The sequence below is a fragment of the Pseudomonas sp. SCT genome (assembly GCF_003864275.1).
GTDB lineage: Bacteria > Pseudomonadota > Gammaproteobacteria > Pseudomonadales > Pseudomonadaceae > Stutzerimonas > Stutzerimonas stutzeri_AE.
The window spans coordinates 516,647-536,000 of record NZ_BDJA01000003.1; the positions used below are offsets into that span (position 1 = coordinate 516,647).

Annotated in this window: 15 protein-coding genes; 6 read left to right on the plus strand and 9 right to left on the minus strand. The window is 62.8% G+C overall.

All coding sequences use genetic code 11. The features are described 5' to 3' along the window. Positions 1-7: 7 nt before the first annotated feature. Positions 8-484, plus strand: a complete 477-nt coding sequence (sulA, locus tag BHD08_RS10910) for an SOS-induced cell division inhibitor SulA (protein ID WP_125022155.1) — start codon at positions 8-10, stop codon at positions 482-484. Positions 485-558: 74 nt separating this feature from the next. On the opposite strand, the gene BHD08_RS10915 is transcribed toward sulA, so the two are convergent. Continuing rightward, positions 559-795 (minus strand): hypothetical protein, encoded by a 237-nt coding sequence (locus BHD08_RS10915; RefSeq protein ID WP_003302508.1) that lies wholly within the window; start codon positions 793-795, stop codon positions 559-561. Positions 796-996: 201 nt separating this feature from the next. Between BHD08_RS10915 and BHD08_RS10920 the strand changes: the two genes are divergently transcribed. Beyond that, entirely contained in the window at positions 997-1,836 is an 840-nt protein-coding gene (locus tag BHD08_RS10920; RefSeq protein ID WP_125022157.1) for a DMT family transporter, read from the plus strand. A gap of 17 nt (positions 1,837-1,853) precedes the next feature. Here the strand turns inward: BHD08_RS10920 and BHD08_RS10925 are convergent, their stop codons facing one another. From BHD08_RS10925 to fadB, 5 genes are all read right to left on the minus strand, one after another. Then, complete coding sequence (locus BHD08_RS10925) at positions 1,854-2,372, minus strand: DUF6586 family protein (protein WP_015277421.1); 519 nt, start codon at positions 2,370-2,372, stop codon at positions 1,854-1,856. 136 nt (positions 2,373-2,508) lie between these two features. Continuing rightward, positions 2,509-5,112 carry a type I DNA topoisomerase gene (topA, locus tag BHD08_RS10930; RefSeq protein WP_125022159.1) on the minus strand — a complete coding sequence of 868 codons (2,604 nt, stop codon included), beginning with the start codon at positions 5,110-5,112 and terminating at the stop codon, positions 2,509-2,511. Between the two features lie 289 nt (positions 5,113-5,401). Next, entirely contained in the window at positions 5,402-5,635 is a 234-nt protein-coding gene (locus tag BHD08_RS10935) for a DUF1653 domain-containing protein (protein WP_125022161.1), read from the minus strand. Positions 5,636-5,766: 131 nt separating this feature from the next. Continuing rightward, positions 5,767-6,942, minus strand: coding sequence for an acetyl-CoA C-acyltransferase FadA (gene fadA, locus BHD08_RS10940; protein WP_015277424.1), 1,176 nt, complete (start codon positions 6,940-6,942; stop codon positions 5,767-5,769). 18 nt (positions 6,943-6,960) lie between these two features. Next, positions 6,961-9,108, minus strand: coding sequence for a fatty acid oxidation complex subunit alpha FadB (gene fadB, locus BHD08_RS10945; protein WP_125022163.1), 2,148 nt, complete (start codon positions 9,106-9,108; stop codon positions 6,961-6,963). Positions 9,109-9,549: 441 nt separating this feature from the next. Here fadB and BHD08_RS10950 point away from each other — a divergent pair, with 441 nt between their 5' ends. After that, on the plus strand, positions 9,550-11,580 hold the full coding sequence (locus tag BHD08_RS10950) for a S9 family peptidase (protein WP_125022165.1): 2,031 nt from the start codon (positions 9,550-9,552) through the stop codon (positions 11,578-11,580). 86 nt (positions 11,581-11,666) lie between these two features. Further along, complete coding sequence (locus BHD08_RS10955; RefSeq protein WP_015277427.1) at positions 11,667-12,026, plus strand: YgaP-like transmembrane domain; 360 nt, start codon at positions 11,667-11,669, stop codon at positions 12,024-12,026. 183 nt (positions 12,027-12,209) lie between these two features. Here BHD08_RS10955 and acs read toward each other — a convergent pair whose 3' ends face one another. The 3 genes from acs to BHD08_RS10970 all read right to left on the minus strand — a co-directional run bounded on the left by acs (position 12,210) and on the right by BHD08_RS10970 (position 16,772). Then, entirely contained in the window at positions 12,210-14,165 is a 1,956-nt protein-coding gene (gene acs / locus BHD08_RS10960; RefSeq protein ID WP_125022167.1) for an acetate--CoA ligase, read from the minus strand. A gap of 567 nt (positions 14,166-14,732) precedes the next feature. Continuing rightward, entirely contained in the window at positions 14,733-15,725 is a 993-nt protein-coding gene (locus BHD08_RS10965) for a TRAP transporter substrate-binding protein (RefSeq protein WP_125022169.1), read from the minus strand. A gap of 147 nt (positions 15,726-15,872) precedes the next feature. Continuing rightward, a complete protein-coding gene (locus tag BHD08_RS10970; RefSeq protein ID WP_125022171.1) occupies positions 15,873-16,772 on the minus strand; it encodes a LysR family transcriptional regulator in 900 nt (299 codons plus the stop codon). A 176-nt stretch (positions 16,773-16,948) separates the two neighbouring features. On the opposite strand from BHD08_RS10970, the gene BHD08_RS10975 reads away from it, so the two are divergent. Continuing rightward, positions 16,949-18,151: a CaiB/BaiF CoA-transferase family protein gene (locus tag BHD08_RS10975; RefSeq protein WP_125022173.1), complete on the plus strand. Its 1,203-nt coding sequence runs from the start codon at positions 16,949-16,951 to the stop codon at positions 18,149-18,151. 201 nt (positions 18,152-18,352) lie between these two features. Next, positions 18,353-19,288, plus strand: coding sequence for a hydroxymethylglutaryl-CoA lyase (locus tag BHD08_RS10980; protein ID WP_122099894.1), 936 nt, complete (start codon positions 18,353-18,355; stop codon positions 19,286-19,288). Positions 19,289-19,354: the final 66 nt, after the last annotated feature.

Sequence of the window (19,354 nt, forward strand, 5' to 3'; positions counted from 1 at the left end):
AAGGTTTATGCAGTACCAGACCAGCACTTCCCGGCCCCAACTTTCGTTGTTCGACGGCGTCATTGCGCAGAGCCTGGCACCGTTTGGCAGCCTGAAAGTGCGCAACAAACCTGAGCAGGACAAGGAGTATCTGAGCGAGTTGAGCCTGAGCGGCAGCAGTGAACACTGCCACCTGTTGCTCGCCCCAATCCTGCGCGAACTCGGCGATGCCGCTGACAGCCGCTGGCTGACACTGATCGCCCCACCTGCTTTCCTCTCGCAGAACTGGCTGCGCAAATGCGGCCTGAATCGAGAACGCATCATCCTGCTGCAACCCCGCGACGCCGAAGGTGCGCTGGAGCTCGCCTGCAAAGCGCTGGCCTCAGGTTGTAGCCATACCGTGGTCAGCTGGTTTGGCCAGCTTGAGGGCGCAACGCGCGACAAACTCCGTGCCGCGGCAAGCCTTGGCGAAGCTCAGAGCCTGAATATTCGTCTGGGATATTGAGCAAGCGGGCACAGGGAAGTGCTGCTAGGTCACGGATGTAATCCGGAAATTACTGCGTTCACGCAACAGCGCGGTCAGTGCAGAACACGTGGCTCATCATCGTCACGCTCGAAATCCCCTTCCGACATGCGCCCGGCCATCTGAACGCCGACGTTGAACATCGCCTTGGCGATCTCGACGTGCTGGCCCTGCAAGAACAGCTTGGCGTCGTCGGAAAAATCCAGCGTGACCAACACCTCTTCGTCCTCGGCACGACGGAGCACGATGCGCCCGTCAGGTAGCTCGACGATTTCCAGAAAAGATGTAGGCATTGATCAGCTCCGCGTGAAAGGCGCGGCATTGTACCAGCCGACCGTCCTCAGGACAGCCTTTGCCTACGCCGGCAGGATCTGCAGCGTGGCTGCCAGAGGGTTACGCGCGATGGCTCAGCAAAGAAAACGATGCGCCCGTGGGAATCGCCACGTAGCATGCGCTGAAAAAACGCGGACACCCTACCGCGATAAGGATTGCGCATGCGCCCCCGCACCTTGCTGCTAACCGCTCTGGCCATGCTGGCGTTCGCCGGCAATTCGATCCTGTGCCGTATCGCCTTGCGCGATACCACTATCGACCCGGCCAGCTTCACAGGGCTGCGTATCCTCGCCGGTGCGCTCACGCTGTGGCTGCTGTTGCGCCTAAGTCGGGATCGACGCTCAACCGGCGGTGACTGGCTAAGCGCGCTGGCGCTGTTCGTCTACGCCGCCAGCTTTTCCTACGCTTATATCAACCTGGATGCCGGAGCCGGCGCCCTGCTGCTGTTCGGCGCAGTGCAGTTGAGCATGCTTGCCTGGGGCGTGCTGCGCGGCGAACGCTTCAGCGCCGGACAGATTGCCGGTTTGCTGCTGGCGATGAGTGGACTGCTGATCCTGCTGCTGCCGGGAAGCCGTGCACCGGCATTGGATGGCGCACTGCTCATGCTGCTGTCCGGTGTCGCCTGGGGCATCTATTCGTTGCGCGGTCGGGGCGCGAGCAATCCTCTGGCAGCAACCGCAGGCAATTTCATCAAGGCCGTGCCATTCGCCGCAGTGCTTTCTCTCGTGATGCTTGGCCAGCAGCAATGGGACGCACCCGGGGTCGTCTATGCGTTGCTTTCCGGGGCGCTGGCCTCAGGAATCGGCTACGCCATCTGGTACGCAGCCCTTCCCGGCTTGGCTGCCATACAGGCGGCGAGCGTGCAGCTCAGCGTTCCGCTACTCACCGCCATTGCAGGGGCCCTACTGCTGGGTGAAGCGCTGACGGCAACGCTGATCATCTCAGGCGCGGCGATTCTCGGCGGCATCGCCATGGTTCTGAGCATCAGGCACCGCAGCTGATACTGCGGCACCCGCTGTCACCACTCGGTGAGCGACTCACGAAAACGTAACGCCAGGCCTTTGAGGTTCTGTCGCCAGGCTTCCAGCTCGACGCGCGACAGTGGCGGCACTTCATCCTCGACACTGACTGCCTCGATCAGCGGCTGCCGCGGATCGGTCTTGGCCTTGGCAGGAGCGCGTGGCGGCTGGAAGAGCTGCTTGTAGGCAGTAAGCAACTGTCCGAGCCAGGTGCTTGGCTGCTCCGACAATTCCAGCAATTCGGCAAGTTCCGGGCTCGGCGCAGCCTCGAGCACGCTGCGCGTCAGAAATGCCTCGACTACCGGCGCATCCGCACCAGGCGACCGATAGTAACCGGCGATCTCATGGCACAGACCAAGCAAGGCGCCGTAAAGGTGGAACAGGCAAGCCTCGCGCTCAGCCTGAATCAAGCCTTGAGAATTCATCGAGGCCGATTCTTCGGCCTTGCGCCAGCTTTCCAGTGACAAACCGGCGAAGAAGATCTTCTGGTTGGTGCGCGTGTAGAGCTCGTGAGCCATGGCATGCTCTCCGAAAGAAGATGAACAGAGAATGGACCTTCACAGGTTGCCGCACCAGATCGGCTGACGAAGCGTCAGCCGATCTGAGAAATGCGCTCGGTCCGGCCGACCCGATGGGCGGTCGACCGCAACGAAATCAGCGCTTGTCTTCGACCTTCCATTTGCCGCCGTCGTAGAACGCCTTCCAGCCGGTCGGCTTGCCGTCCACTTCGGTCTGCACGTACTGCTCCTTGGTCTTGCGGCTGAAGCGGATGACCGCGAAGCGGCCTTCCGGATCCTTCTGCGGCGCATCGAGCAGGAAGTGGTACTTGGGGTCGATCTCGTCCTTGTGCGGAATCAGCTCACGCACCAGCGGCGCGCGGGTTTCGCGATTCTTCGGGAACTGACTGGCAGCCAGGAACAGGCCGGAGGCGCCATCGCGCAGTACGTAGGTGTCGTCGACCTTCTCGCACTTGAGCTCCGGCATCTTCACCGCATCCATCTTCGGTGGCGCGGCTTCGCCATTCTTCAGCAGCTTGCGGGTGTTCTTGCACTCGGCGTTGGTGCAACCGAAGAACTTGCCGAAGCGACCAGTCTTGAGCTGCATTTCGCTGCCGCACTTGTCGCATTCCAGGCTCGGGCCTTCATAGCCCTTGATGCGGTACTGGCCCTTCTCGATCTCGTAACCGGAGCAATCGGGGTTGTTGCCGCAAATATGCAGCTTCTGCGTCTCGTCGAGCAGGTAGGCATCCATCGCGGTGCTACAGATCGGGCAGCGGTGCTTGCCCAGCAACACGCGGGATTCGGACTCACCCTCGTCATCGGCTGCGATCTCGTCACCCGGAACCAGGTTTACGGTGGACTTGCAGCGCTCCTTCGGCGGCAGGCTGTAGCCGGAGCAACCAAGGAACACGCCGGTCGAGGCGGTACGGATCATCATCGGCCGGCCGCAAACCTTGCACGGGATATCGGTCAGGGTCGGCTGGTTGGCGCGCATGCCATTCTCGCTGGCTTCGGCGACCTCGAGCTTCTTGCGGAAGTCACCGTAGAACTCGTCCAGCACGTGTTTCCAGTCGCGCTCGCCCTGAGCGACGTCGTCCAGATGCTCTTCCATGCCGGCGGTGAAGCCGTAGTCCATGAGGTTGTTGAAGCTCTCGGACAGGCGCTCGGTGACGATGTCGCCCATCTTCTCCGAGTAGAAACGGCGGTTGTGCAGCGAGACGTAACCACGATCCTGAATCGTCGAAATGATCGCCGCATAGGTCGATGGCCGGCCGATGCCACGCTTCTCCATCTCCTTGACCAGACTGGCTTCGGAATAGCGCGCCGGCGGCTTGGTGAAGTGCTGGCTCGGGTCGAGCTTGAGCAGCTTCATGTCGTCGCCCTTGTTCATTTCCGGCAGCACGTCATCCTCACCGGCCTTGCTCTGCTGCGGCATGACCTTGGTGTAACCGTCGAACTTGAGGATGCGGCCCTTGGCGCGCAGCTCGAAATCACCGGCTGCCACCGTAACGCTGGTGGAAAGGTACTGCGCCGGCGGCATCTGGCAGGCGACGAACTGACGCCAGATGAGCTCGTACAGGCGCTCGGCATCGCGCTCCATGCCTGACAGCTGAGTGGGACGCAGGTTGACGTCGGACGGGCGGATTGCCTCGTGCGCCTCCTGGGCGCCCTCCTTGCTCGAATAGACGTTGGGCTTTTCCGGCAGGTATTTGTCGCCGAACTCGTTCTCGATGAAGCCACGCACCATGCCGATGGCGTCGGCCGACAGGTTGGTAGAGTCGGTACGCATGTAGGTGATGTAGCCGGCCTCGTACAGCCGCTGGGCCATCATCATGGTCTTCTTCACGCCGAAGCCGAGGCGATTGCTCGCCGCCTGCTGCAGGGTCGAAGTGATGAAAGGTGCCGACGGCTTGCTGCTGGTCGGCTTGTCCTCACGCTTGCTGACGCTGTACTTGGCGCCCTTGAGCTTCTCGAGTGCGGCATTCGCCTGCGCCTCGTTCAGCGGTTTGAAGGCCTCACCGTTTTCGCGGGCGACCTCGAAGCGCACCTTGGCCTGCTGGGCGTTTGCCAGGTCCGCATGCACTTCCCAGTATTCTTCCGGGACGAAGGCACGGATCTCGCGCTCGCGCTCGACCACCAGCTTCACCGCCACCGATTGCACCCGGCCTGCCGAGAGACCACGGGCGATTTTCGCCCAGAGCAGCGGCGACACCATGTAGCCGACCACACGATCGAGGAAACGACGTGCCTGCTGCGCGTTGACCCGGTTCAGATCGAGATCGCCTGGCTTGGAGAACGCCTCCTGAATTGCCTTCTTGGTGATTTCGTTGAACACCACGCGCTTGTAGCGGCTGTCATCACCGCCAATCGACTCGCGCAGGTGCCAGGCGATGGCCTCCCCCTCTCTATCTAAGTCGGTTGCGAGATAGATGGTGTCGGCTTCCTTGGCCAGACGGCGCAGTTCTTCGATCACCTTTTCCTTGCCGGGCAGGATCTCGTACTTGGCTTTCCAGCCATGCTCAGGGTCGACACCCATGCGCGTAATCAGTTGACGCTTGGCCTTCTCCTTGGGCGACAGCACAGGCGCTTCGGCGGCCGCAGCCTTGCCGCGCTTGACCGGCTCCTTGTTGGCAGAGCCGCTGGTGGGAAGGTCGCGGATGTGGCCGATACTCGACTTCACCACGTACTGGTTGCCCAAATACTTGTTGATTGTCTTGGCCTTGGCCGGTGATTCCACGATGACCAGCGATTTACCCATGGAGAGGAGAGTTCCTGAATCTAGAGGTGAACAGAGGCAGCGCCTCCGGCAGTTTGAATGCCCAAACCAATCTCGGTCGGTGGGGCATCGGTGAACATTGGTGCGCGCTTTGCGAACGAGGCAGGCAAGCCAATCAGTTGCCCTTGCTCGACCATGGCCGTTCGCGAAACAGAGCACCGACTCGATGCCACGAACCAGACGCTGAGGTTTAGCTCTGCCTGAAAAGCACCGCTATATATAGTGGCGATGGACGTGAGGTCAAGCGCGAGCGAAATGGCCAAATGCCAGTTCAGCTGACAAAAAGGCTCGCCTCGGCTTCGATGAGCGCGAACCGCGGCACGGTTTCGCCATTAACCTCGACCGTTTCGGTGAACATCGACAACGGGCGTATCCAGAGCCCACGCTCCCCATACAGCGCCTGATAGAAGACTACCGGCTCTTCCGTCTCTGAGTGTCGCGCCACGGCGAACACGCGATATTCAGGGCCCTTGTAATGACGATAACGCCCAGGCTGCAACTGCATGCCTACCTCCACACCAACACAGAAAAGAAAAACCGGGGCACCAGGCCCCGGCTTCCATGCACCGACTGACAATCATTCCCGCTAAATCGCGGATTGGCTGTCAGCCTAGCGCAGTCATCTGCATCTGTCTGTTAGACGCGTTCGAAGACCGTACTGATCCCCTGGCCCAGACCGATACACATGGTGGCGACACCAATCGTACCGTTGTTCTGCTTCATCACGTTCAGCAGGGTGCCGGAGATGCGCGCACCGGAGCAACCGAACGGGTGACCCAGGGCGATGGCGCCGCCATGCAGGTTGACCTTCTCTTCCATCTTGTCGAGAAGCTTGAGGTCCTTGAGCACCGGCAGCGCCTGTGCAGCGAAGGCTTCGTTCAGCTCGACGTGGCTGATGTCGTCCATGGTCAGACCGGCGCGCTTGAGCACCTTCTGGGTGGACGGCACCGGGCCGTAGCCCATGATTGCCGGGTCAACGCCGGCCAGCGCCATGGCGCGAACCACGGCCAACGGCTGGATGCCGAGATCCTTGGCGCGCTGCGCGGACATGACGATCATGCAGGACGCGCCGTCGGTGATCTGCGAGGAAGTACCTGCAGTCACGGTACCGCCCTTCGGATTGAAGGCAGGCTTCAGTGCAGCCAGGCTTTCCAGAGTGGTGTCCGGACGGATGGTTTCGTCGTAATCGAAGACCTTGAGGAAACCGTCCTCGTCGTAGCCTTCCATCGGGATGATTTCATCCTTGAAGTTGCCTTCCAGCGTGGCCTTGTGCGCCAGACGGTGCGAACGCTCACCGAAGGCGTCCTGCTGCTCGCGGGTGATGCCGTGCATCTTGCCCAGCATTTCGGCAGTCAGGCCCATCATGCCGGACGCCTTGGCGGCGTACAGCGACAGCTGCGGGTTCGGATCGACCCCGTGCATCATGCTGACGTGGCCCATGTGTTCCACACCACCGATGACGAACACGTCACCGTTGTTGGTCTGGATGGCCTGCACGGCAGTGTGCAAGGCGCTCATGGACGAACCGCAGAGGCGGCTCACGGTCTGGCCGGCGCTGGTGTGCGGGATACGCGTCATCAGCGATGCCATGCGGGCGATGTTCCAGCCCTGTTCGAGGGTCTGGTTCACGCAGCCCCAGATCACGTCCTCGACTTCGGCCGGGTCGATCTTCGGGTTACGCGCCAGCACGCCGTCGATCAGGTGTGCGGACATGGTTTCAGCGCGGGTATTACGGTGCATGCCGCCCTTGGAGCGCCCCATCGGGGTGCGACCGAAGTCGACGATGACTGCATCTCTTGGATTCAGACTCATGAATTCTCTCTCCCTCGATTAACCGTAGAAGCGCTGGCCGTTGGCAGCCATCTCACGCAGCTTCGCGGTCGGGTGGTACAGCGGGCCCAGGTCGGCGTACTTGTCGGCCATCGCAACGAACTCGGCAACGCCGATCGAATCGATGTAGCGCAGCGCACCACCACGGAAGGGTGGGAAGCCAATGCCATAGATCAGGCCCATATCAGCTTCGGCAGCGGTTTCGACGATGCCATCTTCCAGGCAGCGCACGGTTTCCAGGCACAGCGGGATCATCATGTAGTTGATGATGTCCTCGTCCGACAGCTCGCGAGTCTCTGCAACGATCGGCTTGAGCAGCTCGTAGGCCTCGGCATCGACGACTTTCTTCGGTTTGCCCTTCTTGTCCATCTCGTAGGCGTAGAAGCCCTTGCCGTTCTTCTGACCGAGGCGGTTGGCCTCGTACATGACGTCGACAGCCGTGCGGGTGTCGTCCTTCATGCGATCCGGGAAGCCTTCAGCCATCACGTCACGGCCGTGGTGGCCGGTGTCCATGCCGACGACATCCATCAGATAAGCCGGGCCCATGGGCCAGCCGAACTTCTCCATCACCTTATCAGCGCGAACGAAGTCGACACCGTGGGCGATGACGCGGGCGAAGCCGCCGAAGTACGGGAACAGCACGCGGTTGACCAGGAAGCCCGGGCAATCGTTGACCACGACCGGGCTCTTGCCCATCTTCTTGGCGTAGGCGACGGTGGTAGCAATAGCCACTTCGCTGGTCTTCTCGCCACGGATCACTTCCACCAGCGGCATCATGTGTACCGGGTTGAAGAAGTGCATGCCGCAGAAGTTTTCCGGACGCTTGAGCGCCTGGGCCAGGTAATTGATGGAGATCGTCGAGGTGTTGGAGGCGATGATCGCGTCTTCGCGAACGTGCCCTTCCACCTCGGCCAGCACGGCGTGCTTGACCTTCGGGTTCTCGACCACGGCTTCGACGACGATGTCGACGTTGCCGAAATCGCCGTAGGACATGGTCGGGCGGATCGCGTTGAGCGCCTGAGCCATCTTGTCAGCGGTCAGACGACCTTTTTCAACACGCTTGCCGAGCAGCTTGGAGGCCTCGTCCAGCCCCATCTGGATACCCTCTTCGCGGATATCCTTCATCAGGATCGGCGTGCCCTTGACGGCCGACTGGTAGGCGATGCCGCCGCCCATGATGCCAGCGCCGAGTACGGCAGCCAGTTTCACGTCACGCGCCTGCTTGTCGTAGGCCTTGGCTTTCTTCTTCAGCTCCTGATCGCTGAGGAACAGGCCGACCAGGCTCTGTGCAACCGAGGTCTTGGCCAGTTTAACGAAGCCGGCGGCCTCGACTTCGATGGCCTTGTCACGGGTGAAGTTGGCGGCTTTCTGGATGGTCTTGATGGCTTCGACCGGGGCCGGATAGTTCGGGCCGGCCTGGCCAGCCACGAAGGCCTTGCTGGTTTCGAAGGCCATCATCTGCTCGATGGCGTTGAGCTTGAGCTTGTCCAGCTTCGGCTGACGCTTGGCCTTGTAGTCCAGCTCGCCGGAGATGGCGCGCTTGACCAGATCCAGTGCAGCGGCCTGCAGCTTCTCCGGAGCGACCACGGCATCGACTGCATGAACCTTGAGCGCGTCTTCGGCGCGGTTTTCCTTGCCGGATGCGATCCACTCGACGGCGTTATCGACACCGATCAGGCGCGGCAGGCGCACGGTGCCACCGAAGCCCGGGTAGATGCCCAGCTTCACTTCCGGCAGACCGACCTTGGCGGCGGTGGACATGACACGATAGTCGGCAGCCATGCACATCTCGAAACCGCCACCCAGGGCGATGCCGTTGATGGCGGCCACGGTGGGTACGCCCAGGTCTTCGAAATCGCTGAAGATCTTGTTCGCTTCGAGGTTGCCGGCGACCAGTTCCTCGTCGGCCATCTTGAAGTTGTCGACGAATTCGGTGATGTCGGCGCCGACGATGAATACGTCCTTGCCGCTGGTAACGATGACGCCTTTCACCGACGCGTCGGCCTTGATGGCATCGACGGCCTGGCGCAGATCGTTGAGAGTGAGGCGATTGAACTTGTTGACGGACTCACCCTTGAGGTCGAAATTCAATTCGACGATGCCACTCTCAAGAGCCTTAACCGTGATGGCTTTACCTTCGTAAATCATCAACTGATCTCCAGGTATGGAAGCTGAACGTTACGTGTCTCACGTCTTCGGCCCTACTCGGCCGCGCCTTGCGGCGAACGACACCCACCGACACGATAATCCGGGTGACCGGCGCCTGCTCTGGCAAACGCTCGATTCATACGCCCGTTTGATTTGGGTCGGCACACCTTCGGGGAAAAGCTCCGCATTGTCAATCAGCTGGTTTGCCTAACCGAAAGCCGCCTGCAAGCGAACATTTCACGACCGCCGGGTCATCATCGACCGCAGCCATCCTGGCGCATTCACTACATCGATGATCGCCACCTCGGGCTGACCGAACGGCTGAAACCGCACCGTACCCACCGAGTCAATCCTAGACCTAGCCGAGCAGGTACACTGGCGCATCTCGCTCTATGCCACCACCGGCCCTCCCAGGCCGCGAAACGAATCCGGAGTTACTGCATGTCCAACGCCCCCATCGCCCGCGCCGACACCGGCACCGATCCCTATCGCTGGCTGGAGAATCGCGACGCCGATGATGTGCTGGCGTACCTCAAGGCAGAGAATGCCTACCTCGAGGAACAGCTCGCCGACCAGGCCGCACTGCGCGAGACGTTATTCCAGGAAATCAAGGGTCGCATCCGCGAAACCGACCTTTCCCTGCCGTCGCCTTGGGGACCATGGCTGTATTACCAGCGCACCACCGCTGGCGACGAGTACCCGCGGCACTATCGCTGCCCGCGCCCGCTCGATGGTTCGCTCACCGTAGATGAGAACGCCGAACAACTGCTGCTCGACCCTAACGAGCTGGCCGAAGGCGGCTTTCTCTCCCTGGGCGCGTTCAGCGTCAGTCAGGATCACAGCAAGCTCGCCTACAGCCTGGACCGCGAAGGCGATGAGATCTACCGCCTGTTCGTCAAGGACCTGGCCAGTGGCGACGTGACCGCCCTGCCCTTCGATGACTGCGACGGCAGCATGACCTGGGCCAACGACAGCCAGACGCTGTTCTACGGTGAACTGGACGACACCCACCGCCCGCACAAGATCCACCGCCATCGCCTCGGAGAAACCGGCAGCAGCGAGGTTTACCACGATCCGGATGGACGCTTCTTCGTGCACTGCTACCGCGCCAGCTCCGAGCGCCAGCTGGTCATCCTCTCCCACAGCAAGACCACCAGCGAAGCCTGGGTGCTCTCGGCAGACGAGCCGGAAGGTCAATGGACGTGCTTGGCGCCACGCCAGGAAGACCACGAGTACTTTCCCGATCATGGCCTCCACGAAGGCCAATGGAGCTGGCTGATCCGCAGCAACCAGGCGGGCATCAATTTCGCCCTCTATCACGCCAGCGAGGCCCAGCCGGGCCGCGAGCACTGGCAGGAGCTGGTCCCGCATGACGAAGCGGTAATGCTGGAAGAGGTCAGCCTGAACGCCGAGGCGATCACCCTGACCCTGCGCGAAAGCGGCCTGCCGGTGATCGAGGTGCGGCCACAGGGCGTGCAGCCCTATCGACTGCAGCTGCCTGATGCGGCCTACAGTCTGCACGTACAGAATTCGCTGGAGTTCACCAGCACGGTGATCCGCCTGCGCTATGAAGCGCTCAACCGCCCGGCACAAATCCGTCAGCTGACGCTGGCCGACGGTGCGCAGGAAGTGCTCAAGGAAACCCCGGTGGAAGGCCCCTTCGATGCGGACGCCTATGAAAGTCGCCGCATCTGGGCCACCGCGCAGGACGGCACGCAGATCCCCATCAGCCTGGTCGGCCGGCGTGACAGCTTTGGCAAGCCGGCACCGCTTTATCTTTACGGTTACGGCGCCTACGGCCACAGCCTCGATCCGTGGTTCTCCCATGCGCGCCTGTCGCTGCTCGACCGCGGTTTTGTCTTCGCCATCGCCCATGTGCGCGGCGGCGGCGATCTCGGCGAAGCCTGGTATCGCGCCGGCAAGCTGGAACATAAGCCGAACACCTTCAGCGACTTCATCGCCTGTGCCGAGCAGCTGCTGGCCGACGGCTACACCACCTCAGCGCGCCTGGCCATCAGCGGTGGCAGCGCCGGCGGTCTGCTGATCGGCGCGGTGCTGAACATGCGCCCAGAGCTGTTTGGTGCGGCGATCGCCGAGGTGCCCTTCGTCGATGTGCTTAACACCATGCTCAACGCCGACCTGCCGCTGACGGTGACCGAATACGACGAGTGGGGCGACCCGAACCAGCCCGAAGTGCACGAACGCATCCGCGCCTACGCGCCGTACGAGAACGTCCGCGCCCAGGCCTACCCTGCGCTGCTCGCAGTGGCCGGCTACAACGACAGTCGTGTGCAGTACTGGGAAGCGGCCAAATGGGTCGCCAAGCTGCGCGCTACCCGTACCGACGACAATCTGCTGCTGCTCAAGACCGAATTCGGCGCCGGACACGGTGGCATGAGCGGTCGCTACCAGGCGCTCAAGGACGTGGCATTGGAGTACGCCTTCGTGCTCAAGGTGTTCGGCATGGCCTGATCGGCCTCATACCCGCCGACCTGCGGTGCCGAACAGCCGGCTCCGGCGACAGTCATTCATTAAGAATGTCTTCGTCGGAGCCACCCATGAACAACTCTTCCAAGCACCTCGAACAGAATGTCCACGGCTGGGAACGCGCGATGTCCCTGGCCGGCGGCCTCTATTTTCTTGCCAAGGGCTTGCGCCGCGGTGGCCTCGGCGGCCTGCTGCAGCTGGGCATCGGTGGCATGGCCGTAGCCCGCGGCGTGACCGGTCATTGCGAAGCCAAGCGGGTGTTCAATGAAGTCAATGAACAGGCCGGCATGGCCGAAGGGCGCTCGCACCAGATGCCCTTCGAGCGGTACGCCGCGAACGAGGAGCAGTTGCGGGCCAATGCGGCGGCCGCCACCAACGGCACCACGGTCACCGGCAACGATGACCTGAAAAGCCCACCTGCCGGCGTCTAAGCGTTTTGCCCGGTTGATTGTGGGGAACGGCCTGGTCCGCGAATGAGGCTGGCACGGCGGCCCGGTCAGGTTGCGGGAGCCTGGTAGCCCTAGAGCCAAACCATTGCCGCCTGGCATGGGTCGCACTGGATGCGCCCAAAGCTGTGGCGGCCCTTTGGCCGCCCTCGCCGGCCGCCCTCGATTTCAGCGCTGCTTCACCGCTTCATGGGCCTCGATCAGCTGATCCACCACGCCCGGATCGGCCAGGGTCGAGGTGTCACCCAGCGCGTCATAGTCGTCCGTGGCGATCTTGCGCAGCAGGCGACGCATGATCTTGCCCGAGCGCGTCTTCGGCAGTCCGGGCGCCCACTGGATCGTGTCCGGCACCGCGATCGGACCGATCTCGTGCCGCACCCACTGCTGCAGCTCCTGGCGCAGCGTGTCGCTCGGCTCCACTCCGGCGACCAGGGTCACGTAAACGTAGATCGCCTGACCCTTGAGCGCGTGCGGCACACCCACCGCGGCGGCCTCGGCCACCTTGGCATGGGCAACCATGGCGCTCTCGATCTCGGCGGTGCCCATGCGGTGCCCGGAAACGTTGAGCACATCGTCTACCCGCCCGGTAATCCAGTAATAGCCATCCTCATCACGCCGCGCGCCGTCACCGGTGAAGTACATGCCACGAAAGGTCTTGAAGTAGGTGTCGACGAAGCGATCGTGATCGCGGTAGATGGTGCGCATCTGCCCTGGCCAGGAATCAAGAATCACCAGATTGCCCTCTGCCGGGCCCTCCAGCAGGTTGCCCAGGTTGTCGACCAGCCCCGGCACCACACCGAACAGCGGGCGCGTCGCCGAACCGGGCTTGAGCGCGGTCGCCCCCGGCAACGGGCTGATCAGGATGCCGCCGGTCTCGGTCTGCCACCAGGTATCGACGATCGGGCAGCGCGATCGACCGACCGTCTCGTAGTACCAGTGCCACGCCTCGGGATTGATCGGCTCGCCCACCGTGCCAAGCAGGCGCAGGCTGGAGCCATCGGCACCCTCCATGGCCGCCGCACCTTCAGCCATCATCGCGCGGATCGCCGTCGGTGCTGTGTAGAGAATATTCACCTTGTGCTTGTCGATGATCCTGGCGATGCGGGTGACGTCCGGATGGTTCGGCACACCCTCGTACATCAAGGTGGTCGCACCATTGGCCAATGGTCCGTAGATCAGATAGCTGTGCCCGGTGATCCAGCCGATATCGGCGGTGCACCAATAAATATCGCCGGGGCGGTAATCGAATACTCGCTCGTGGGTCAGCGCGGCATACAGCAGATAACCGCCACAGGTGTGCAACACGCCCTTTGGTTTGCCGGTTGAGCCGGAGGTGTAGAGGATGAAGAGCGGCTCCTCGGCGCCCATTTCCTTCGGCGCGCAAACCTCGCCAGCCACGCGCATCAGGTCGTCATAGCAGACGTCGCGGTGCGGGTGCCAGCGGATGTCGGCACCGGTGCGGCGCACGACGATAATCTTCTGCACACAACGCGTCTGCGGGTGGGTCAGCGCCTCGTCGACGTTCTCCTTTAGGGGGATCGGCTTGCCGCCACGAATGCCTTCGTCCGCGGTGATCACCACCTTCGACTGACCATCGATGATGCGCCCGGCTAGAGCCTCGGGCGAGAAACCACCGAATACCACCGAATGGATCGCACCGATGCGCGCGCAGGCCAGCATCGCCACCGCGGCTTCCGGGATCATCGGCATGTAGATGGTCACCACGTCGCCGCGATGTACGTCCTGGCCACGCAGCGCGTTGGCGAACTTGCAGACCTCCTGATACAGCTCGCGATAGGTGATTTCACGGTGCTCGGACGGCTCATCACCCTCCCAGATAATCGCCACCTGATCGCCGCGTTCCGCGAGGTGCCTGTCCAGACAGTTGGCCGAGACGTTCAGCGTGCCGTCGGCAAACCACTTGATGTCGACGTGATGGTCATCGAACGAGGTGCGTTTGACCTCCGTGAAGGGCCGTATCCAGTTCAGCCGTGCCGCCTGCTCGCGCCAGAATCCTTCAGGGTTGATCACCGACTGCTGATACATGGCCCGATATGCGGCCTCGTCGGTCAGGGAATGCTTTGCAGCCTCAGGGGACACGGGATACACGGACGCAGCGCACATGGCAGTCACCTCGGGTTGTCTGGTTATTTTCCGCTCGCAGCCTTGTCTCGCAGGCGAACCCTTACCACCCGATCGATCCACGTTTCCCGTGCGGATCGCCAACCACGCGCCTGTCAGACGTCTGCTTCAGCCGATGCCAATACCGCAGTGGCCACCACTGGCGACCACCTTCCAAGCATAGACACTGATTCGCGGCCATTTGCCCACGGCGGCTGTCTCAATTCGTAACAGCCATCGCCGGGCGCCATCGTGCCCGTGCCACGCAATCCACTATCTCGCCAACCGCAGCGCCCCTGGTGCATCACCTTCTAGCCGAAACTAATTCGCGCAATACATGCGTTCATCCTGGTGCTGCGCTTCGAACACACCGGCCTGGCCCTGCCACGCTTGCCGATCCGCTGCCTCGCTGAATCACGAGCAAAAAAAAGCGGCCTCTAGGGCCGCTCGTTCAACCATCCGGTTGGAATACACACTTGTCCGATCACGCAGATAGACGCCGCCATTCTGTGCAGCCAGCGCCGTGGCGGAAACTGCACATTGGTCTAACAGACCATTGGCGGGCTTGCCTCAGGACGCGTCGTTGGCTGCCTGGGCCGCCTCGATCAGCTCCTTGCCGATATCGGCTTCGAACTTCTTCCACGCTGGCTGCACCGCCTCGCGCCACCTGGCACGTTGCTCGTCGGTGAGCACCAGGATCTCGCTCTTGCCCGAATCGATCACGCCCTGCTTGGCCTTCTCGTTCAGCGCTTCGGCCTGGCGGTTCACCTCTGCGGTGACCTCATCGATGATCGTCTCCAGCTCGCCGCGCACCTCCGCCGGCAGGCCGTTCCAGAACTTGGTATTGGTGATCAGCAGGTAGTTGCCGATGCCGTGCCCGGATTCGGTGATGTACTTCTGCACCTCGTGGTACTTCTGGCTGTAGATGTTCGACCAGGGATTGTCCTGGGCATTGACTACGCCGGTCTGCAGGCCCTGGTAGATCTCGGCGAAGGCCATCTTGCGCGGCACCGCCCGCAGCGCGGTGTACTGGGCGGCCTGCAGGTCCGAGGGCTGTACGCGGAATTTCAGCCCGCGGGCGTCGGCCGGCTCGCGCAGCGGCTTGTTGGCGGTGAAGTGGCGCATGCCGTTGAGCCAGTAGGCCAGGCCGGTGATGCCCTTGTCCTCCATCGACTTGAGCATGGCTCGGCCCTTGTCCGACTGCTGGAAGCGCTGCGCGGCAGGCATGTCGTCGAACAGGAACATCAGGTCGAACAGCTGCAGCTGCTTGGTGTACTGCTCGAGCTTCGACGGTGCCGGCGCCAGCAGCTGCACCTCGTTCATCAGCAGCGCTTCCATCTCCTTACCATCGCCGTACAGCGAGGAGTTGGCGAACACCTGCACTTCTACCTGGCCGGGCAGGCGCTCCTCGACGAGCTTCTTGAACATCAGCGCGCCCTGGCCCTTCGGCGTGCTGTCGGCGGTGATATGGGAGAACTTGATCAGAATCGGATCGGCCTGGGCGCCAAGTACGGTAAACAGCGCCGAAGCGGCGAGCAGAATGCCACGGGAAAGTCGTGCCATGGGGTGAGCTCCGTTTTGTAGTTGTGTGAGCCATATCGCTGGCCCGACTCTACCCCGCCGCCCCCGCGCGCTGAATTGCTATTTGGCCAAGCAAGACTTCGTGCTTGGCGAAGGCAGCAGCGCAATCACGAGGCCCGCCGCGCTTCTTCAGCCATTGCCTTCGCGAGCGGTGAGGTGCTCGAGCATCTGCCTCGCAGTCACCGACAGGCTTTCCAGATTGCGCACGCCGAGCTTCAGCTCGCGCCGCGCCCACGCATCGGTCAACGGCACCATGGCCACGTCCAGCGCCGGCAGGTAGTTGCGCACCACCTGCTCGGGCAGTACGCCGATGCCCATGCCGGTGTGGATCATCCGGCAGATCGCCTCGAAGCTGCGTACCTGGATGCGCAGGCGCAGCGGCGTGCCCATCTGCTGTGCCGACTGCTGCAGCAAGGCGTGCAGCGAGGCGTCCTGCTGCAGGCCAATGAAATCGAAGCCTGCCGCCTCGCGCAGTGCAATGCATTCGCGGCCGGCCAGCACATGCTCGCGCGGCGTTACCAGCACCAGCCGATCCTCGCGGTAGGGAAACACCTGCAGGTCCTCGGCCGGCATGTGCCCGGCAAAGATGCCGATATCGGTCAGCCCTTCGCGCAGCGCACGCAGGGTGTCGCTGCTGACGCGCTCCTCCAGGTCGATCTTCACCTCCGGGTGCTGGCGGGTGAAAGTACTCAGGTCCTCGGGCAGGAATTCGATCACCGCCGAGGTATTGGCGTGGATGCGCACATGGCCCTTTACGCCCTGGCTGAATTCGCTGAGATCGGCGTCCAGCTGTTGCAGGTTATCCAGCAGGTTGCGCGCGTGGTGCAGCAGTGCGTGCCCCGCCGGCGTCAGCTCGACGCCCTTGGGCTGGCGATAGAGCAGGCTGACGCCGAGCTGCCCTTCCAGATCGCTGACGCGCTTGCTCACCGCCGCCAGCGCCAGATGCTCGCGCTCGGCGGCGCGGGTCAGACTGCGGGTCTCGGCGATGGCGACGAACAGCCGAAGGGTGACGAAATCAATGCGGCGCATAGTGGATTCCCGTATTCGCGGTAGACGAAGCATGCGCCGCTCAGCCCGAGCTTTTCAAAGCTCCTTTCGTCTTAGCCTTCGTGAAGCGCGAAACCTCACTTGGCCAACGGCCAATTGTCCGCTGCCGATGCGTCGGTCATGCTCGGCACCATGAATCAACCGGCACAGGTGTCGTGATGAGCGAACAGACAGACAAGAACCTGCCGCTGCAGGGCCTCAAGGTGATCGAGATGGGCCAGCTGATCGCCGGCCCTTTCGCCAGCAAGCTGCTCGGCGAATTCGGCGCCGACGTGATCAAGATCGAGCCGCCCAAGGTCGGCGACCCGTTGCGCAAGTGGCGCAAGCTCAAGGACGGCACCTCGCTCTGGTGGCACGTACAGTCGCGCAATAAGCGCTCGGTGACACTGGATCTCAAGGCCGCGGAAGGCCAAGCGATCGTCCGTCAGCTGGTTGCCGAAGCCGACATTCTGGTGGAGAACTTCCGCCCCGGCACACTGGAAGAATGGGGCCTGGGCTGGGATGAGCTGTCGAAGCTGAACCCGCGGCTGATCATGCTGCGCATTTCCGGCTACGGGCAGACGGGCCCCTATCGCGACCTGCCGGGCTTCGGCGTGATCGGCGAAGCTATGGGCGGCCTGCGCCACCTCTCCGGCTATCCCGGCCAGCCGCCGGTGCGGGTCGGCGTCAGCATCGGCGATTCGCTGTCTTCGCTGTATGGGGTGATCGGCGTATTGCTCGCCCTGCAGGAACGCAACCGCAGCGGCCAGGGCCAGGAGATCGACGTGGCGCTGTACGAGTCGGTGTTCGCCATGATGGAAAGCCTCGTGCCCGAATACGACGCCTTCGGCTACGTACGCGAGCCGGCTGGCAGCGCCCTGCCCGGCATCACCCCGTCCAATTCCTATTTGTGCAGCGACGGCGCCTACGTGCTGATCGCCGGCAATGGCGACAGCATCTACAAGCGCCTGATGAACCTGATGGGCCGCCAGGACCTCGCCGATGACCCGCGCTTCGCCCACAACGACGGCCGCGCCCAGCACGCCGAGCTGATCGATGCCGCCATCGGCGAATGGACCATCCAGCACAGCCGCGACGAGGTGATCGAAGCACTCAAGGGTGCCCGCGTGCCGGCCGGCTACCCGTACACCGCCGCCGATATCGTCAAGGACCCGCACTACCTGGCGCGGCAGATGATCGAGCAGGTGCAGACCTTTGCCGGCCCGCTCAAGGTGCCGGGCGTGCTGCCCAAGCTGTCGCGCACGCCAGGGCGCATCGGCGAAGGCGGCCCGCAACTGGGCGAGCACACCGACGATGTGCTGGCCGGCCTCGGCCTCACCGATGAACAACGCCAGGGCCTGCGCGAACGCGGGATCATCTGAACGCCACGTAGGGTGGATGACGCCTTTTTCATCCACCGCGACATTCCCGAAACGGTGGATGGGTGGAGCGTCATCCACCCTACGAACTACAGCTCTACGTAGGGTGGACAACGCGAAGCTTGTCCACCAGCCAGCAAGCCACGACGGGGGACGGGTAAAGCGTCGTCCACCCTACGCCCAGGCACAACCGACAGGACTCCCATGAGCAAACGCCTGTATATCCAGGAAGTCGCGACCCGCGACGGCTTCCAGATCGAAGCGAACTTCGTGCCGACCGAAGCCAAGATCGCCCTGATCGACCGCCTCTCGCAAACCGGGCTGGCGAAGATCGAGGTCACCTCCTTCACCTCGCCCAAGGCCATCCCCAACCTGCGCGACGCCGAGGACGTGATGCGCGGCATCCGCCGTGCGGAGGGCGTCGAGTACACCGTGCTGGTGCCCAACGTGAAGGGCTGCGAGCGCGCGCTGGCCTGCGAGGTGGACGAGATCAACCTGGTGATGTCGGCCAGCGATACCCACGGCCTGGCCAACCTGCGCATGACGCCTGAGCAGTCGCTGGTGCAGTTCCGCGAAATCATCGAAGTCACTCGCGGCAGTGGCGTGTTCATCAACGCCTCGCTATCGACCACCTTCGGCTGCCCCTTCGAGGGCGACGTGCCCGAGCGGCGCATCTATGAGCTGGTGCAACGCCTGCTGGAGATCGGCGTGCAGGGCATCACCCTCTGCGACACCACCGGCATGGCCGACCCGGCGCAGGTCGAGCGCATCTGCCGCGAAGTGCTGAACAGCTGGCCGCAGGCAGTATTCACCGCACACTTCCACAACACCCGCGGCATGGGCCTGGCCAACGCGCTGGCAGCGCTGAACGCCGGCATCGACCGCTTCGATGCCTCGCTCGGCGGACTCGGCGGTTGCCCTTACGCCCCTGGCGCCAGCGGCAATATCTGCACGGAGGATCTCGTGCATATGTTCCAGCGCATGGGCCTGAACACCGGCGTCGATCTCGACCGTCTGCTGCAATGCGCCGCCGACCTGCCCCAACTGGTCGGCCACGACGTGCCGGGCGCGGTACTAAAGGCCGGCAAGGCCGATCGTCGTTACCCGAAACCGAAGTGGATGGAGGAAGCTGGCGTTTGACCCTGTCCGAAGCATCTGCTGGAAGGTGTGGCGCAATGAGCGGCGGTTAGGCGGCGGCTGGCGCAG

Bases quoted from the DNA above. Each gene is read 5' to 3' on its own strand.
- BHD08_RS10935 (WP_125022161.1), bottom strand. From the start codon at position 5,635: ATGCAGTTGCAGCCTGGGCGTTATCGTCATTACAAGGGCCCTGAATAT.
- fadA (WP_015277424.1), bottom strand. From the start codon at position 6,942: ATGAGTCTGAATCCAAGAGATGCAGTCATCGTCGACTTCGGTCGCACC.
- BHD08_RS10915 (WP_003302508.1), bottom strand. From the start codon at position 795: ATGCCTACATCTTTTCTGGAAATCGTCGAGCTACCTGACGGGCGCATC.
- BHD08_RS10970 (WP_125022171.1), bottom strand. From the start codon at position 16,772: ATGCGCCGCATTGATTTCGTCACCCTTCGGCTGTTCGTCGCCATCGCC.
- BHD08_RS10975 (WP_125022173.1), top strand. From the start codon at position 16,949: ATGAGCGAACAGACAGACAAGAACCTGCCGCTGCAGGGCCTCAAGGTG.
- BHD08_RS10965 (WP_125022169.1), bottom strand. From the start codon at position 15,725: ATGGCACGACTTTCCCGTGGCATTCTGCTCGCCGCTTCGGCGCTGTTT.
- fadB (WP_125022163.1), bottom strand. From the start codon at position 9,108: ATGATTTACGAAGGTAAAGCCATCACGGTTAAGGCTCTTGAGAGTGGC.
- topA (WP_125022159.1), bottom strand. From the start codon at position 5,112: ATGGGTAAATCGCTGGTCATCGTGGAATCACCGGCCAAGGCCAAGACA.
- BHD08_RS10925 (WP_015277421.1), bottom strand. From the start codon at position 2,372: ATGGCTCACGAGCTCTACACGCGCACCAACCAGAAGATCTTCTTCGCC.
- BHD08_RS10950 (WP_125022165.1), top strand. From the start codon at position 9,550: ATGTCCAACGCCCCCATCGCCCGCGCCGACACCGGCACCGATCCCTAT.
- acs (WP_125022167.1), bottom strand. From the start codon at position 14,165: ATGTGCGCTGCGTCCGTGTATCCCGTGTCCCCTGAGGCTGCAAAGCAT.
- sulA (WP_125022155.1), top strand. From the start codon at position 8: ATGCAGTACCAGACCAGCACTTCCCGGCCCCAACTTTCGTTGTTCGAC.
- BHD08_RS10980 (WP_122099894.1), top strand. From the start codon at position 18,353: ATGAGCAAACGCCTGTATATCCAGGAAGTCGCGACCCGCGACGGCTTC.
- BHD08_RS10920 (WP_125022157.1), top strand. From the start codon at position 997: ATGCGCCCCCGCACCTTGCTGCTAACCGCTCTGGCCATGCTGGCGTTC.
- BHD08_RS10955 (WP_015277427.1), top strand. From the start codon at position 11,667: ATGAACAACTCTTCCAAGCACCTCGAACAGAATGTCCACGGCTGGGAA.